This window comes from Streptomyces sp. NPDC031554 (assembly GCF_055580685.1).
This window is the reverse complement of the sequence record NZ_JBVIKX010000008.1, coordinates 298505-313245: the sequence shown is the minus strand read 5'-3', so window position 1 is coordinate 313245 and position 14741 is coordinate 298505. Positions and strand designations below refer to the sequence as shown.

The 14741-nt window shown below is 73.9% G+C and carries 13 protein-coding genes and 2 pseudogenes; 5 read left to right on the top strand and 10 right to left on the bottom strand.

The genetic code is table 11. The features are described 5' to 3' along the window. The first annotated feature begins 295 nt into the window (after positions 1-295). The 3 genes from ACZ5FU_RS22435 (at position 296) to ACZ5FU_RS22425 (ending at position 3632) form a co-directional block, all read left to right on the top strand. Positions 296-790 carry an FBP domain-containing protein gene (locus ACZ5FU_RS22435; protein ID WP_451530000.1) on the top strand — a complete coding sequence of 165 codons (495 nt, stop codon included), beginning with the start codon at positions 296-298 and terminating at the stop codon, positions 788-790. 104 nt (positions 791-894) lie between these two features. After that, positions 895-2160 (top strand): FUSC family protein, encoded by a 1266-nt coding sequence (locus ACZ5FU_RS22430; protein WP_451781536.1) that lies wholly within the window; start codon positions 895-897, stop codon positions 2158-2160. A 233-nt stretch (positions 2161-2393) separates the two neighbouring features. Continuing rightward, positions 2394-3632 carry a lactonase family protein gene (locus tag ACZ5FU_RS22425; protein WP_469046449.1) on the top strand — a complete coding sequence of 413 codons (1239 nt, stop codon included), beginning with the start codon at positions 2394-2396 and terminating at the stop codon, positions 3630-3632. On the opposite strand, the gene ACZ5FU_RS22420 is transcribed toward ACZ5FU_RS22425, so the two are convergent. Beyond that, the gene (locus tag ACZ5FU_RS22420; RefSeq protein ID WP_469046448.1) at positions 3600-4325 is read right to left on the bottom strand and encodes a DUF2470 domain-containing protein; all 726 of its coding nucleotides are present in this window, start codon (positions 4323-4325) and stop codon (positions 3600-3602) included. The genes ACZ5FU_RS22425 and ACZ5FU_RS22420 overlap by 33 nt on opposite strands. An 86-nt stretch (positions 4326-4411) precedes the next feature. Beyond that, positions 4412-4607: pseudogene (locus tag ACZ5FU_RS22415) on the bottom strand (TetR/AcrR family transcriptional regulator); the annotation flags it as partial. Between the two features lie 15 nt (positions 4608-4622). On the opposite strand from ACZ5FU_RS22415, the pseudogene ACZ5FU_RS22410 reads away from it, so the two are divergent. Further along, positions 4623-5075, top strand: a pseudogene (locus tag ACZ5FU_RS22410) (cytochrome P450); the annotation flags it as partial. On the opposite strand, the gene ACZ5FU_RS22405 reads toward ACZ5FU_RS22410, so the two are convergent. Beyond that, the gene (locus ACZ5FU_RS22405; protein WP_469046446.1) at positions 5040-5870 is read right to left on the bottom strand and encodes a pentapeptide repeat-containing protein; all 831 of its coding nucleotides are present in this window, start codon (positions 5868-5870) and stop codon (positions 5040-5042) included. The pseudogene ACZ5FU_RS22410 and the gene ACZ5FU_RS22405 overlap by 36 nt on opposite strands. Before the next feature lie 345 nt (positions 5871-6215). Between ACZ5FU_RS22405 and ACZ5FU_RS22400 the strand changes: the two genes are divergently transcribed. After that, positions 6216-6740: a YceI family protein gene (locus ACZ5FU_RS22400; protein ID WP_451530004.1), complete on the top strand. Its 525-nt coding sequence runs from the start codon at positions 6216-6218 to the stop codon at positions 6738-6740. 193 nt (positions 6741-6933) lie between these two features. Here ACZ5FU_RS22400 and ACZ5FU_RS22395 read toward each other — a convergent pair whose 3' ends face one another. The 7 genes from ACZ5FU_RS22395 to ACZ5FU_RS22365 all read right to left on the bottom strand — a co-directional run bounded on the left by ACZ5FU_RS22395 (position 6934) and on the right by ACZ5FU_RS22365 (position 14625). Next, positions 6934-8235, bottom strand: a complete 1302-nt coding sequence (locus ACZ5FU_RS22395; RefSeq protein ID WP_451530005.1) for an alpha/beta fold hydrolase — start codon at positions 8233-8235, stop codon at positions 6934-6936. 147 nt (positions 8236-8382) lie between these two features. Next, the gene (locus ACZ5FU_RS22390) at positions 8383-9414 is read right to left on the bottom strand and encodes a LacI family DNA-binding transcriptional regulator (RefSeq protein WP_451530006.1); all 1032 of its coding nucleotides are present in this window, start codon (positions 9412-9414) and stop codon (positions 8383-8385) included. Between the two features lie 152 nt (positions 9415-9566). Then, a complete protein-coding gene (locus tag ACZ5FU_RS22385; protein ID WP_451530007.1) occupies positions 9567-9887 on the bottom strand; it encodes an L-rhamnose mutarotase in 321 nt (106 codons plus the stop codon). Positions 9888-9904: 17 nt separating this feature from the next. Next, the gene (rhaS, locus tag ACZ5FU_RS22380; RefSeq protein WP_468641939.1) at positions 9905-10987 is read right to left on the bottom strand and encodes a rhamnose ABC transporter substrate-binding protein; all 1083 of its coding nucleotides are present in this window, start codon (positions 10985-10987) and stop codon (positions 9905-9907) included. Positions 10988-11067: 80 nt separating this feature from the next. Then, positions 11068-12081, bottom strand: coding sequence for an ABC transporter permease (locus ACZ5FU_RS22375; RefSeq protein ID WP_451530009.1), 1014 nt, complete (start codon positions 12079-12081; stop codon positions 11068-11070). Further along, entirely contained in the window at positions 12074-13111 is a 1038-nt protein-coding gene (locus tag ACZ5FU_RS22370; RefSeq protein ID WP_451530010.1) for an ABC transporter permease, read from the bottom strand. The genes ACZ5FU_RS22375 and ACZ5FU_RS22370 overlap by 8 nt, the downstream gene beginning before the upstream one ends. Next, positions 13108-14625: a sugar ABC transporter ATP-binding protein gene (locus tag ACZ5FU_RS22365; protein ID WP_451781545.1), complete on the bottom strand. Its 1518-nt coding sequence runs from the start codon at positions 14623-14625 to the stop codon at positions 13108-13110. The genes ACZ5FU_RS22370 and ACZ5FU_RS22365 overlap by 4 nt, the downstream gene beginning before the upstream one ends. Positions 14626-14741 lie beyond the last annotated feature (116 nt).

The following is a 14741-nucleotide window of genomic DNA, read 5'->3' as shown; positions in this document are numbered from 1 at the left end:
GTCCCCGCGAGTCCTCCACCGTTCGCCCGCCCCTTCCCGCCGCTCCGCGCCACGGGCCGGCCCGCCCGCGTCCGCGGACCGTACCGACCCCCCGCCCCGATGACCACCGTCCGTCGGGAGCGGGGCCGGCGCCGGGCCAGGACGCGGCCGGGGCCCGCGGTGGCGCGGCCTGACGGAAAATCACTGGCTTCCTCTCGCGAAAAAACTTTAGGCTTAGGCCATAACCTAGAGACCCAAGGAAACGACCTCCCGGTCCGCCGGTCGCGGCGGGCCGTGCGATCACAGGAGACTCCCGATGAGGACACTCACCGAGCACGACATCCGCGACTCCTTCGTGAACTGCTCCAAGGGGGAGGCCAAGCGGCTGGCGGTGCCGCGGGATCTCGACTCGCGGCCCTGGGGCGATCTGGACTTCCTGGGATGGCGCGATCCCGGCGCTCCCGACCGCAGCTACCTGGTGACCGAACGGGACGGGCGCCCGACGGGCGTGACCCTGCGGTTCCCGGCCTCTCAGCGCGGCTTCCTGCACCGCAGCATGTGCTCGCTGTGCCTGACCACGCACCCCGGCGGCGGGGTGTCGCTGATGACCGCGCGCAAGGCGGGCGCCGCGGGGCGTGAAGGCAACTCCGTCGGTCTCTACATGTGCACCGACCTGGCCTGTTCGCTCTACGTGCGCGGGAAGAAGGTCCCGGAGTCGGGGGGCCGGTTCGAGGAGAGCCTCACCCTGGAGGAGCAGATCGCGCGGACGACCGGCAACCTGACGGCCTTCCTCGACAAGCTGTTCGACTGACCCTCCGGGCAGCCCCTGAAGGCCGGCCCCCTCGCGCGCCGCCGTTCGAGGTGGGTGGCGGAAGAAACGTTCGAGGCGGGTGAGGAACGGGAACCCGCCAGGGGATGTTTGATGTACGTGAGCGTGCCGCACCGCTCGTGCGGTTCGTGCGGCGCCGCCGGGAACCCGCGGTCGTCCAGGCCCTGCGGTCCTCCGCGGCCGCGATGATCGCCTACGCCGTCGCACTGCACCTGAGTCCCGAGGCCGCCCCCCTCACCGCGCCGCTGACCGCACTGCTGGTCGTCCAGGTCACCCTGTACGCCACCCTCACCAACGGGGTGCGGCGCGTCAACGCGGTGGTGGCCGGCGTACTCGTCGCCATCGCGTTCAGCCTGATCGTGGGGCTGACGTGGTGGAGCCTCGGGCTGCTGATCGTGGCCGCGCTGGGCGTCGGTCACCTGGTGCGGGTCGACGAGTACGTGCCCGAGGTGGCGATCAGCGCCATGCTGGTGCTGGGCGTGACCACGGTCGGCGACACGGCGTGGGCGCGGGTGCTGGAGACCCTGATCGGAGCCGTGGTCGGGCTCAGCATCAACCTGCTGCTGCCGCCCCCGGTGTGGGTGGAGGAGGCGGGCGAGTCCATCGAGGACCTGGCCCGCCGGGTGCGGCAGCTGATGCTGCGGATCGGCGAGGAGGCCACCGGCCGCATGCCCCCGGAACAGGCCGCCGCCCGGCTGCACGAGGCGCGCCGCCTGGACCACGACATCGTCGAGGTCGACGCCGCACTGCGGCAGGCGGAGGACAGCCTTCGGCTCAACCCCCGGGTCCGGGAGGGTGTGCTGCACCGGGTGGTGCTGCGCACCGGCCTGGACACGCTGGAGATCTGCACCGTCGTCCTGAGGGTGCTCGCCCGCACGCTCACGGACCTCACGAAGGAGCGCGAGGCGCCGAGGCTGTTCCCGGCGGAGACCGGCGCCACCCTGGAACGGCTGCTGGCGGAGATCGCGGACGCGGTGGTCAGCTTCGCGGTGCTGGTCACCACGGACGTCAGCGAGAACGCCGAGTCCGCCGAGGAGCGCCTCACCTCGCAGCTGCGGGAGGCCGCGGCCACCCGCGACAAGCTCGGCCAGCTGCTGCTGGAGCGGCTCCAGCACGACGCCGGGCAGTGGCAGCTGCACGGCGCGGTGCTGACCGAGGTCAACCGCATGATCGACGAACTCGACACCGAACACCGCTCGCACCGTCTCCTGGAGGAGCTGGACCGCGCCACCCGGGAGCAGGACCGGCGGCTGCCCTGGCTGTCCCGGCTGCGCGAGCGCGTCCACCGGCGGCTGCGGGTCCCCGACCGGCTGCGGTGGGACCGGCGGCGGGGCTCGCGCCGTCCCAGGTGAGGACGGCCGTCCGGGCGGATCTCCCGGCCGGTCTCCCCCGGTCCTCCCGGCCGGTCTCCCCCGGTCCTCCCGGCCGGTCTCCCCCGGTCCTCCCGGCCGGTCCTCCCGGTCGTCGGGGACGCCGCGGGACGGCGGCCGGCGGGCGGGGGCCGGCGTCCGGCTTTGCGTCCGTGGTCCGCGCGGGCCAGGGTGGCCGTCACGACGGCGGCGGACGACGACCCGGGGTGCGGCACATGGGCAGTGGGACGGAAGGGGCGGGGGCGGCCTGGGGCAGGCGTCGTCTCGTCGGAGCGCTCGGGGCGCTCGGTGCGGCCGCCGCGGCGCCGGCCCTGACGGGCTGCGGGGACGGCGTCCGGCCGGCCCCCGCGGCACCGGAGGGCGCGCCGGGCGGCGGCACCCCGGCCCGGTCCCCCGCCCCGTCCCGCGTCTCGACGGCGCCGTCCGGCCCCCGGCCGCTCTACCTGGGCACCTACACCTCCGCGGCGGGCGGCGGCAGCGGCATCGGCGTCGCCGCGTACGACCCCGCGTCCGGCCGGATCACCGGGTCCGGGACGATCACCGGCGTCCCGGACCCGTCGTACCTCGCGGTCCACCCGGACGGCCGGACGCTGTACGCCGTCCAGGAGCGCGAGCGCGGCGCTGTGACCGCCGTGCGCGTCGCGGACCGCGAGGTGCTGGGGAGCCGGGCGACGGGCGGGGCCCACACCTGTCATCTGTCGGTGCACCCGGGCGGGCGCTGGCTGCTGAGCGCCGACTACGGCTCGGGCACGGTCGCCGTGCACCCGGTCGACGCCTCGGGGGCGCTCGGCGAGCGCACCGACCTGGTCGCCCCCGCCCGCACGGCGCCCGGACCGGGGCAGGAGGGCCCGCACGCGCACCAGATCGTCACCGCCCCGGACGGCGCCCACGTCCTCGCCGTGGACCTGGGCACCGACACCGTCCGCACCTACCGGCTGGACGAGAGGGCGGGCACGCTGACCGAGGTCGCCGTCGCCCGCGCCCGGCCGGGCGCCGGTCCGCGGCACCTCGCCTTCCACCCCGGCGGCCGGTACGCGTACCTGGCCGACGAGGTCGACGACACGGTCGCGGTCTGCGCGTACGACCCCTCGTCCGGCCGTCTGACGATCGGCGGGGCGCAGTCCACGGGCGCGCGGGCGGGCACCAACCACCCCGCGCAGTTCGCCGTCGCGCCGGACGGCCGGTACGCCTTCCTCGCCAACCGCGGTGACGACACGATCGCGCGCTACGCCGTCGAGGCGGACGGGGCGCGGCTGCGGCTGCTGGACACGGTGCCGTGCGGCGGGGAGTTCCCCCGGCAGCTCGCCCTCTCCCCCGACGGCGGCCTGCTGTTCGCCGCGAACCAGCGCTCGGGCACGGTCACGGTGTTCCACGTGGACGGTCGCGACGGCACCCTGCGGCCCGCGGGCGAGCCGTTCGCGTCACCCGTCGCGGTCTGTGCGCTGCCGCTGTAGGGACCGCGGGCAGGACGCGGCGGCCGCCTGGGTGAGGAGCACGTGGAGGCGCTCGGTGAGCTGCGCGACGTCGTCGGCCGGCGCGTGGAAGGGCAGGCGTACGTCGCCGTGGGCGCGGGCGCGTTCGACGCGCAGCGTGAGTCCGTGGCGGTCGACGGCGAGCGGCTGGACCCGGACGGCTCCGTGCAGGCTCTCCCGGCGGACGAGCCGGGTGAGGCGCTCCACGGCGTCGGGGTGGGCGTCGGCGAGGTGGGTGAGCAGGCGCGCCTCGGCCGCCGCCAGCGGATCGGGCGCGGCGGCGGCGAACTCGTCGAGGGCGACGACGACCGCCCCGGAGGGCTCCTTCAGCACGACGCGGGTTGCGTGGAAGGCGAGCAGGCCGTCCTCGGGGACGAACCAGCCGGCCAGCCAGAGCCGGGCGCGGACACGGTCGCGGACGGGGACGGGGGCGACGTCCGCGAACTCCAGCACGGCGGACGGCTCCCCGCGCGGCGCGCAGATCGCCGCCGTCAGCAGCGCGCTGCCCTCCGGCACGCGCAGCAGCACCCGTCCGTCGTCGGCGACGGTGTGCGCGCCGACGAACTCCTCCCGGCCGCCCTGCCCGGTCACCGCGCAGGACCACGCCGCGGCGAGCACGGACCGGGCCCGTTCCGCCAGACCGGGTACGGCCGTCCAGTTGCCGCTGTCACCCATCCCAGGACCTCCTTAGGTAAGCCTTGCCTAACCTATCGGAGATCGCGGGGTACGCCAACCGGGGCCGGGGAACAAGGCAGCGCCCGTCAGCGCGCGAGGATGCCGAACAGCGCCCGCGCGCACGGGTCGCGGACCTGCTCGCGGGGAGAGCGCGCCGTCGGACCCGCGCAGCCGCTCCAGGCACACCGCCGTGGTGAACGCCGGCCGGCCGCGCACCGCGAGACGCACCTCGGCGCGTTCCGCGAACGGCGGGCCGGACCCGGGGCCGGCGGCGAAGGCCGCGAAGGCCGCGAAGGCCGCGAAGGCCGCGAAGGCACCGTGCCGGCCGGGGAGCATCCGATGCGGCGCGGCGCGTGGGCGCCGGTGCCGACGGCGATGCCGCACCGCGCCCCCGAGGTGTGGGGCGCCGGCGCCGAGGAGTCCGACCCCGGCCGCTTCGAGGCGGCGGCGGTGCGCGCGCGTGCCCCGCACCCCTTCAAGCCGTTCGGCACCGGGGCGCGGGCCCGCATCGGCCGTCGGTTCGCGCCGCACGAGGCCACGCCGGCGCTCGGGCCGCTGCTGCGCCGCCGGCAGCCGGTGCCCGACCCCGGCTGCCGGCTGCGGGTGACCGAACGGCTGACCCTGACGCCGGAGGGACTGCGGATGCGGCTGGAGCGGCGTACGCCGGCGGCCGCGGCGACGGGCGCGCGGGGCGCTGAGGCGCGAAAACCCGCCTCAGCGCCCCGCTGTCCAGTGCGCGGGCCGGTCGACCGACTCCGGCAGCCTGGTCCCGGCGTTCCCGCGGGCCGCGGTGAGCTGCGGCCGGGTCAGGAAGAGCGCGCCGCGCAGGTCGGCGTCGGTGAGGTCGGCGCCGCGCAGGTCGGCCCCGATGAGGTCGGCGCCCCGCAGGTCGGCGCCGCGCAGGTCGGCCCCGATGAGCAGGGCACCGCGCAGGTTGGCCCCGCGCAGGTCGGCGCCCCTGAGGCGGGCGCCCATCAGATCGGCTCCCCGGTGTTCGCGCCGGCGGCCGGGCAGGCCCGCGCGGGCGAGTTCACTGGCCTCGAGCAGCAGGACGTTGACGGTCTCGCGGTGGGCGGGCACGTCCAGCGCGGCGAGTTCCTCCGGGGTGCCCAGGGTCAGTTCCTCCGTGCGCTCCAGGGCCCGGCGCAGCTCGGGGCGGATCGGGCCGGCCGCGGGGAGGGCGAGGGCCTCGGTGAGGTACCGGAGCAGCTCGTGCAGGTGCCGGACCGCCGGGAAGACCTCGGACATGCGGCCGACCTGGTCGCGGGGCCCCGTACGCCAGTCCCGGCCGCCGAAGGTGACCTGGGAGACCTTCTGGCCGGCGCCGAAGCAGTCGTAGACCGTGCAGCCGCTGAACCCCTTCTGCCGCAGCCGGGCGTGGATGCCGCAGCGGTGGTCCTCGCCCAGGTTGGGGCAGGGCGTGCCGGCGTCCTTGTCGATCGCGAAGTCCGCGGAGCGGGCGAAGGGCAGGGCCACGCAGCACAGCCCGAAGCAGTTGGCGCAGTCGCCGCGCAGATCGTCCCGGTCCACCGTATGGTCTCGCATTCCCCGCACCCTACCGACCTGCGCCTCTCCCCCTCCTGCCGGGGCCCGGGGCCCTCGACGCACGAGAACGCGCCGCCGGCCGGAAGACCGGTGCACGTCCGGTCGGTCAGGACGCGGAACGTCCCGCGGGGCCCGTGCAGGACCCTCCACGCAGCCGGCGGGGCGTCCCGGTCGTCCTGGACCGGCACCGGCCCACGCGTCCGCGTTCGCGGAGTGCCGCTCCGGCACCCCTCCCACCCGGCCGGGCGAAGCACGGTGATCGAAAAGGTACTGGTGCGACCACCGCGGTGTGCGAGACGCTGATCCGTCCACGACGGATCCTCGACGCACGGAGGTCACACGTCCATGGCGACACCAGGCACTTCGGAACAGTCCTTACCCGCAGCGGGCACCTACGAGATCGATCCGTCGGCATCGACGGTTCGTTTCGACACGCGTGCCATGTTCGGGCTCCTCCCGGTCCGCGGGACGTTCACCATCGGTCATGGCCGGATCACCGTCGCCGAGTCGCCGCAGGACTCGTCGGTGGAGGTCACGATGGACGCGGCCAGCTTCGACACCGGCAACCGGCAGCGCGACGATCACGTCAGGTCCCCCGACTTCCTGGACGCGGCGCGGCATTCCGAGATCACCTTCCGGAGCCGGTCCGTGGAAGGGTCCGCCCAGGACGCTTCGCTGAACGGGGACTTGACCGTCCGCGGAGTGACGCGACCGGTTTCCGTCAGGATCACCTCCGTCACCTGCGAGGACGGACGGATCACGGCCGGCGGCACCGCCTCGGTGGACAGATACGCCTTCGGCGTCACGAAGGCCAAGGGCATGACGGGTCGCCGTCTGAGGATCACCCTGGACGTCGTCGCCGGCCGCTGAGGAGAACCCGGCCTTTCCGCGGTCGGGCGCCGGCGATCGCGGCACCCGTCGGGGAAGGGCCGGTGCCGGCCGGCCCGCGACGCCGGTCCCGGGGCACGGGGCACGGGGCTGAGCCGGGGCGGTGTCGGACCGGTCGGGGTCCGCGCCCCGGCCGGGCCCGACGCCGCCCCCGCCCACGGCCCCGGCGGGCGAGTCAGACCTCGTCGCGGGTGAGGGCCAGCAGCCGGTCCAGGACGCGGGGGCCGCCCGCGCGGACGCCGTCGTGCTCGAACTCGTCGGTGACCCAGGTGCGCAGGCCGCGGACGGCGCGGGCGGTCCGCAGCGAGTGCGCGGTGTCGACGTAGAGGTCGTCGTGGTAGACCGCCGCGGCGACCGGGACCTCGTTGGCGGCGAGGCGGGCCGGGTCGTACAGGGGGGTCCAGTCGGTGCGGGCGGCGAGGAGGTCGGCGGTCTCGCGCAGCGGGCGCAGCGCCGGGTCGCGGTCGAACGTCCAGGGGTGGACGGTCTCGCCGGTCAGCGGCAGGGGTCCGTCGCCCGCCAGCGCCTTCGCCGCGTCGAACTGCGGGAACTCGGCGCGCACCCGCTCGGCCGACCAGGCGGTGGGCCGCTCGTCCTGGCCGTAGATCGACTCGTGGACGAGGGCGTAGAGGGGGTGCGAGGCGTACGACAGGAGTCCTTGGACCTCCTCCTGGAAGGCGTCGGACAGGGCGGGGCCGCCCGGTGTGGGCACGAAGGCGTCCTCGAGGAGGAAGTGCAGCCGGTGGCTGCCCTCGCTGCCGCCGAGGAGGATGCCGAGGCTCTGGAAGGCCTCGACGCCCAGGCGGTAGCCGTTGGGGAGGGTCACCTCGTGGGAGAGCAGGTGCTCGGCGATCCGGCGGGCGCGGGCGACGTCCTGCGGGTAGCGGGCGTAGTGCGCGGCCGTCTTGCGTTCCATGCGCGGGTAGGCGGCCCGGTAGACGTCGTCGGCGTGGGCGTCCAGGGAGGGCAGCCCGCCGGTGATCAGGGCCGCGGCGAGCCCTTCGGGGGCGAGGGAGAGGTAGGTGAGCGTGCAGAAGCCGCCGAAGCTCTGGCCGAGGACGGTCCAGGGGGCGCCGCCGGTGACCTCGCGGCGCACCAGCTCGCAGTCGCGGACGATGGAGTCGGCGCGGAAGCGGGTCAGGTACGCGGCCTGCTCGGCGGGGCCGCCGCGCAGCGGGAGCGTCTGCCGGTTGGCGGGCGTGGAGCGGCCGGTGCCGCGCTGGTCGAGGAGGAGGACGCGGAACTCCTTCAGGGCCCGGTCGAGCCAGGCCTGCCGGCCGACGAACCGGTGGGCGCCGAAGCCGGGTCCGCCCTGGAGGTAGACCAGCCAGGGGAGGTCCTGCCGTGCCTTGTCGCTCGCGACGACCTCGCGGGCGTACAGCTCGATCGTCTCCCCGGCGGGGTCGGCGTGGTCGAGCGGCACGGTGAAGCGGCGGTCGGTGAGGACGACGCCGGGCTGACGGTAGCTGTCGGACAACGTGAGGCTCCCGTGACGATCGAGGTGCGGACCGCGTCCCAGTTCAGCACATGTCCGGGCGCCGCCGGAGGCCGGGGACCGCGAACGGCCGCTGAACGACGGGTCAGGGCGCCGCGCGTCCGGCGACCGTCCGTGCTGAACGGCCGGTCAGCGCGACGACAGGCTGGAGCGGCGCACCACCAGCTCCGGCTGGAGCACGACCCGCCGGTGCTCGTGGGGCCGTGTGCCGCCGCCGGGCCCCTCCTCGGTCTCCTCCAGGAGCATGCCGGCGGCCAGCGCGCCCATGGTGACGGCCGGCTGGCGGACGGAGGTCAGGGGTACGGCCGCGGCGGCGGCGAACTCGATGTCGTCGTAGCCGACGATCGCGAGGTCGTCGGGGACGTTGACGCCGGCGGCGTACATGGCCTGCAGGACGCCGAGGGCGAGCAGGTCGTTGGCGCAGAACACGGCGGTGGGGCGGTCGGCCAGGCCGAGGAGGCGGGCGCCCGCGTCCCGGCCGGCGGCCACGTCGAGCCGCTCGGTGGGCAGCTCGCGCAGGCACTCGGGGCCCAGGCCCGCCTCGGCGAGGGCGTGCAGGGCGCCGGTGCGGCGGTCGCGGATCTGGGTGAGGCCGGGCGGACCGCTGACGTAGGCGACGGAGCGGTGTCCGGCGTCGACGAGGTGGCGTACGGCGAGCGCGCCGCCGGCCACGTCGTCGACGGAGACCGAGCACTCGGTGGTGCCCTCGGAGACCCGGTCGACCAGCACGAACGGGATGCCGTGCCGGCGGAACGCGGCGATGTTGCGGCCGGTGGCGTCGGCCGGGGTGAGCAGGACGCCCCGCACGCGCTGTTCGGCGAAGAGGGACAGGTACTCGGCCTCCTCGCCGGCGCTCTCGGCGCTGTTGCAGACCATCACGCCCAGGCCCGCCTGCCGGGCGGCCCGTTCGGCCCCGCGGGCGACGTCCACGAAGAAGGGGTTGCCCATGTCGAGGACGAGCAGTCCCATGATGCGGCTGCGGCCCGCGCGCAGTTGGCGGGCGGACTCGCTGCGGACGTAGCCGAGCCGGTCGATCGCGGACAGCACGCGCGCGCGGGTCTCCGTGGCCACGGTGTCCGGGCGGTTGATGACGTTGGACACCGTGCCGACCGAGACGCCGGCGGCGCGGGCGACGTCCTTGATTCCCACCGACTGGGCCATCAGGCAGAAACCTCCAGAGAGTCAGGGACGAGGGGGGCGGCGGGGCGGCGGCGAGGGCCTTCACATTACCGCCATCCCGCCGCACGCCCGACCGGTCGGGCGGGGAGCCGGAAGTCGGTGACGCGGAGCGCCGGGGGAACGCGGGGAGGAGGTCAGGCGAGGTGGAAGACCTCGGTGAGCGGTTTCATGGCCTCGTCGGGCCGGGCGCCGTCCGACGACTCGAAGAACGGCGCCATCTCCGCCTGCCAGCGGGCGTTGACGTCGGTGGCCTCCATGCCGGCCCGGGCCGCGGCGAAGTCCTCGGTCTCCAGGTAGCCGACGAGCAGTCCGTCCTCGCGCAGGAAGAGCGAGTAGTTGTGCCAGCCGGTGGCCGAGAGGGCGGCGAGCATCTCCGGCCAGACGGCGGCGTGCCGCTCGCGGTACTCGTCGAGGCGGTCCGCCCGAACCTTCAGCAGGAAGCACACGCGTTGCATCAACACCCCTTGTGTGATCAGAAGTTGAACTGGTCGATGTTCTTGGCGTCGAAGACGGTCGGCTTGCCGAGGCTGATCACGCCGTCCTTGCCGATGGTGTGGCTGGTGCCGCCGGCGGTGAAGGTCTCGCCCTCCTTGCCGGTGATCTGGCCGGACACCAGGGCCACCGCCGTCTGCGCGGCGAGCGCGCCGAGCTTCGCCGGGTCCCACAGCTCGAAGGCCTCGACGGTGCCGTTCTTGACGTACTTGCGCATGTCGTTGGGGGTGCCGAGGCCGGTCAGCTTGACCTTGCCCTTGTACTTGGAGCCGGACAGGTACTGGGCGGCGGCCTTGATGCCGACGGTGGTCGGGGAGATGATCCCCTTCAGGTTCGGGTACTCCTGGAGCAGGCCCTGGGTCTGCTGGAAGGACTTCTGGGCGTCGTCGTCGCCGTAGGCGACCTTGACCAGCTTGATGTCCTTGTACTTGGGGTCCTCGAGCTCGTCCTTCATGAAGTCGATCCAGGCGTTCTGGTTGGTCGCGGTCTGCGCGGCGGACAGGATCGCGATCTCGCCCTTGTAGCCGATCTGCTCGGCGAGCAGCTGGACCTCGGTGCGGCCCAGGTCCTCACCACTGGCCTGCGAGACGAAGGCGTTGCGGCACTCGGGGTTGGTGTCGGAGTCGTAGGTGACGACCTTGATGTCGTTGCTCATGGCCTGCTTGAGCGCGGTGCACAGCGCCCCGGGGTCCTGCGCGGACACGGCGATCGCGTCGACCTGCTGCTGGGTGAGCGTGTTGACGTAGGACACCTGGCCGGAGGTGTCGGTGCCGCTGCTGGTGCCGACCTCCTTGTAGCTGGAGCCCAGTTCCTTCAGGGCCGCCTCGCCGCCCTTGTCGGAGGTGGTGAAGTAGGGGTTGTTGACCTGCTTGGGCAGGAAGCCGACGGTGAGGCCCTTCTTGGTGGCCGCGTTCGGGTCGGCCTTGCCGGCGGAGGCCGCGGCGCCGGTGCTCTCGTTCTTCACGTCCTCCTTGGTGGTGCCGCCGCAGGCGGTGGCGGCGAGCGCGAGGGAGGTGACGGCGGCCAGGGCCGCGCAGGCACGGCGGAGGGATGACTTGCGCATGGCGAAGGTTCCTTTGTGAGTACGGGAGGGCGCGGGGGGCGGCTGGAGGGTCACGACGTGGGGGCGGGTGTGCCGGACGGTCACGGGGCCGGGGCGGGGGCGCCGGCCGGCGGTGGTGCCGACGCGGCCCGCCGGCCGGCCCGCGCGACGGCGATCTGGCGGGCGACGCGGGGGCCGAGCACGGAGAGGACGAGCAGGACGCCGGTGACGACGATCTGCGACTGGGCGGAGACGTCCTGCAGGCTCATCACGTTCTGCAGGGCGCCCAGCAGGAAGACGCCGGCCACGGCTCCGCCGAGGGTTCCCTTGCCGCCGTCGAAGTCGATGCCGCCGAGCAGCACCGCGGCGACGACGGACAGTTCGAGGCCGGTGGCGTTGTCGTAGCGGGCGCTGGCGTAGTGCAGGGCCCAGAAGACGCCGGTGAGGGAGGCCATCAGGCCGGTGAGGGTGAACAGGATCAGCTTCTGGCGCCTGACCCGGATGCCGGCGAACCGGGCGGCCTCCTCGCTGGCGCCGATCGCGAACAGCGACCGGCCGAACGGGGTGGCGTGCAGGGCGACCACGGCGATCGCGAGGAGGACCACGAAGGGCAGCAGGGCCTGCGGGACGAAGGTGTCGCCGATGCGTCCGGCCGCGAAGTCCAGGTACGGGGCGGGGAAGTCGGTGACCGCGTCGGAGCCGAGCACGATCTGCGCGATGCCCCGGTAGGCGGCCATGGTGCCGATGGTGACGGCGAGCGAGGGCAGTCCGAGGCGGGTCACCAGCAGCCCGTTGACCAGACCGCAGACCACGCCGAGCAGCAGGCAGACCGGGATGATCGCCTCGATGGTCATGCCCTGGTTCCACAGGGCGCCCATCACCGCGCCGGACAGGCCGGCCGTGGAGGCGACGGACAGGTCGATCTCGCCGGAGACGACCAGCAGGGTCATCGGCAGGGCGATCAGCGCGATGGGGAGCGTGTTGCCGATCAGGAAGGACAGGTTGAGGGCGTTGCCGAAGCCGTCCACGAACGAGAAGGACAGCAGGAGCAGCACGATCAGGAGGGCGCCGACGACCGTGTCCCACCGGATGGCGCGGGCCAGCGACTCAGGCATGGCGGGCGTTCCTCTTCTTCAGGGCCGACGCCACCCGCAGCGCGACCACGCGGTCGACGGCGATGGCGAGCAGGAGCAGGATGCCGTTGATGGCGAGCACCCAGACGGAGCTGACGCCGAGGGCGGGCAGCACGCTGTTGACGGAGGTCAGCAGCAGGGCGCCGAGGGCGGCGCCGTAGACGCTGCCGGAGCCGCCGGTGAAGACCACGCCGCCGACGACGACCGCGCTGACGACGGTGAGTTCGTAGCCGTTGCCGGTGCCGGAGTCGACGTTGCCGAACCGGGCGAGGTACAGGGCTCCGGCGAGGCCGGCGAGGGCGCCGCAGAAGGTGTAGGCGACCAGGATGCGCTTGCGGACGGGGATGCCGGCGAGGCGGGCGGCCTCCGGGTTGGAGCCGAGCGCGTACAGCTCGCGGCCGCTGCCGAAGTGCTTGAGCCAGTAGGCGGTGGCGACCAGGACGACGAGGGCGATGACCGCCAGGTACGGCACGGCGGAGATGCCGCCGGAGCCGAAGTCGACGAAGGAGCCGGGCAGGTCGGCCGCGGTGATCTGCCGGGAGCCGACCCAGATGGAGTCGATGCCGCGGATGACGTACAGGGTGCCGAGGGTGACGACCAGGGCCGGCACCTGGCCGAGGCTGACCAGGAGGCCGTTGAGCAGGCCGAAGCCGGTGCCGAGCAGCACCGCCAGCACGACCGCGACGAACGGGCTGCCGCCGTCCTGGAGGTGGACGCCGGCGGCGAAGGCGCTGATGCCGAGCGTGGAGCCGACGGACAGGTCGACGTTGCGGGTGATGACGACCAGGGACTGGCCGGTGGCGACCAGGACCAGGATGGTCGCGTTGAGCAGGAGGTCCTTGACGCCCTGTTCCGACAGGAACTCGCTGTTGCCGGCCTGGGTGACGGCGATCATCACCAGGAAGACCAGCAGGATGGCCAGTTCGCGCATCTTGAGGACGCGGTCCACCAGGCGGGCGCCGCCGGACTCGGCGACCTCGGCGGCGGGGGCTTCGGGAGCGGTCGCCGTCATGCGGCTGCCCTCCCCGTGGCTGCGGCCATCACGGTTTCCTCGGTGGCGTCGGAGCGGGGGATCTCGGCGGTGAGGCGGCCCTCGTGCATCACCAGCACGCGGTCGGCCATGCCGAGGATCTCGGGCAGGTCGGAGGAGATCATCAGGACGGCGACCCCGTCGGCGGCCAGTTCGGACAGCAGCCGGTGCACCTCGGCCTTGGTGCCGACGTCGATGCCGCGGGTGGGCTCGTCGACGATGAGCACCTTCGGCCCGGTGGCCAGCCACTTCGCCAGGACGACCTTCTGCTGGTTGCCGCCGGAGAGCGTGTTGACGGTGTCGGCGATCCGGGCGTACTTCACCTGGAGCCTGACCGCCCAGTCGAGCGAGCGGCTGCGCTCGGCGCCGCGGTCCATCAGGCCGGCCTTCACGGTGGTGCGCAGTCCGGTCAGGCCGATGTTGCGTTCGATGGACATGTCCATCACCAGGCCCTGGGCGCGCCGGTCCTCGGGGACCAGGGCAAGGCCCGCGGCCATGGCGGTGGACGGGGCGCCGTTGGTGAGGGCGCGGCCGGCGACCTCCACCTCCCCGGCGTCCCAGCGGTCGATGCCGAAGACCGCGCGGGCGACCTCGGTGCGCCCGGCGCCGACCAGTCCGGCGAGGCCGACGATCTCGCCGCGGCGGACGTCGAAGGAGATGTCGGTGAAGACGCCCTCGCGGGTCAGCCGGCGCACGCTGAGGGCCACCTCGCCGGGATCGACGTGCTGCTTCGGGTACAGCTCGTCGAGGTCGCGGCCGACCATCCGGCGCACCAGGTCGTCCTCGGTCATGCCGTCGAGGGGTTCACTGGCGATCCAGGCGCCGTCGCGCAGGGTCGTCACCCGCCGGCAGATCGCGAAGATCTCCTCCAGCCGGTGCGAGATGAACAGCACGGCGGCGCCCTCCTCGCGCAGGGTGCGCACGACGTTGAAGAGGCGGGCGACCTCGCTGCCGGTGAGGGCGGCGGTCGGCTCGTCCATGATCAGGACGCGGGCGTCGAAGGAGAGCGCCTTGGCGATCTCGACGATCTGCTGGTCCGCGATGGACAGGCCGCGCGCCGGGCGGTCGGGGTCCAGCTCGACGCCGAGGCGCCGCATCAGGGCCGCGGTGGCGTCGTGGGTGGCCCTGTGGTCGATGCGGCCGAGGGCGCGCCGGGGCTGGCGGCCCATGAAGATGTTCTCGGCGATCGAGAGGTCGGGGAAGAGCGTGGGCTCCTGGTAGATCACGGCGATGCCGGCGTCGCGGGCGTCGCCGGGGCCGTGGAAGACGACGGGCTCGCCGTCGAGCAGCACCTGGCCGGCGTCCGGCCGGTGGACTCCGGCGAGCGTCTTGATGAGGGTCGACTTGCCCGCGCCGTTCTCCCCGGCGAGGGCGTGCACCTCGCCGGGGAACAGCTCCAGGGAGACGCCCCGCAGAGCGCGTACGGCACCGAAGGACTTGGACACGTCCCTGAGCGCCAGCACCGGGGCTTGTCCCGTGTCGGACGGGTGGGTCATGGATGGCTCCTCGACGACGTACGCCGACAGTCCCTGCGGTCCGTCACGACGTCGTGAAAGGTTTCAACTGGATGGCCGGGACGTTAGGCATGGCGCACATGTCACGTCAATGGGTC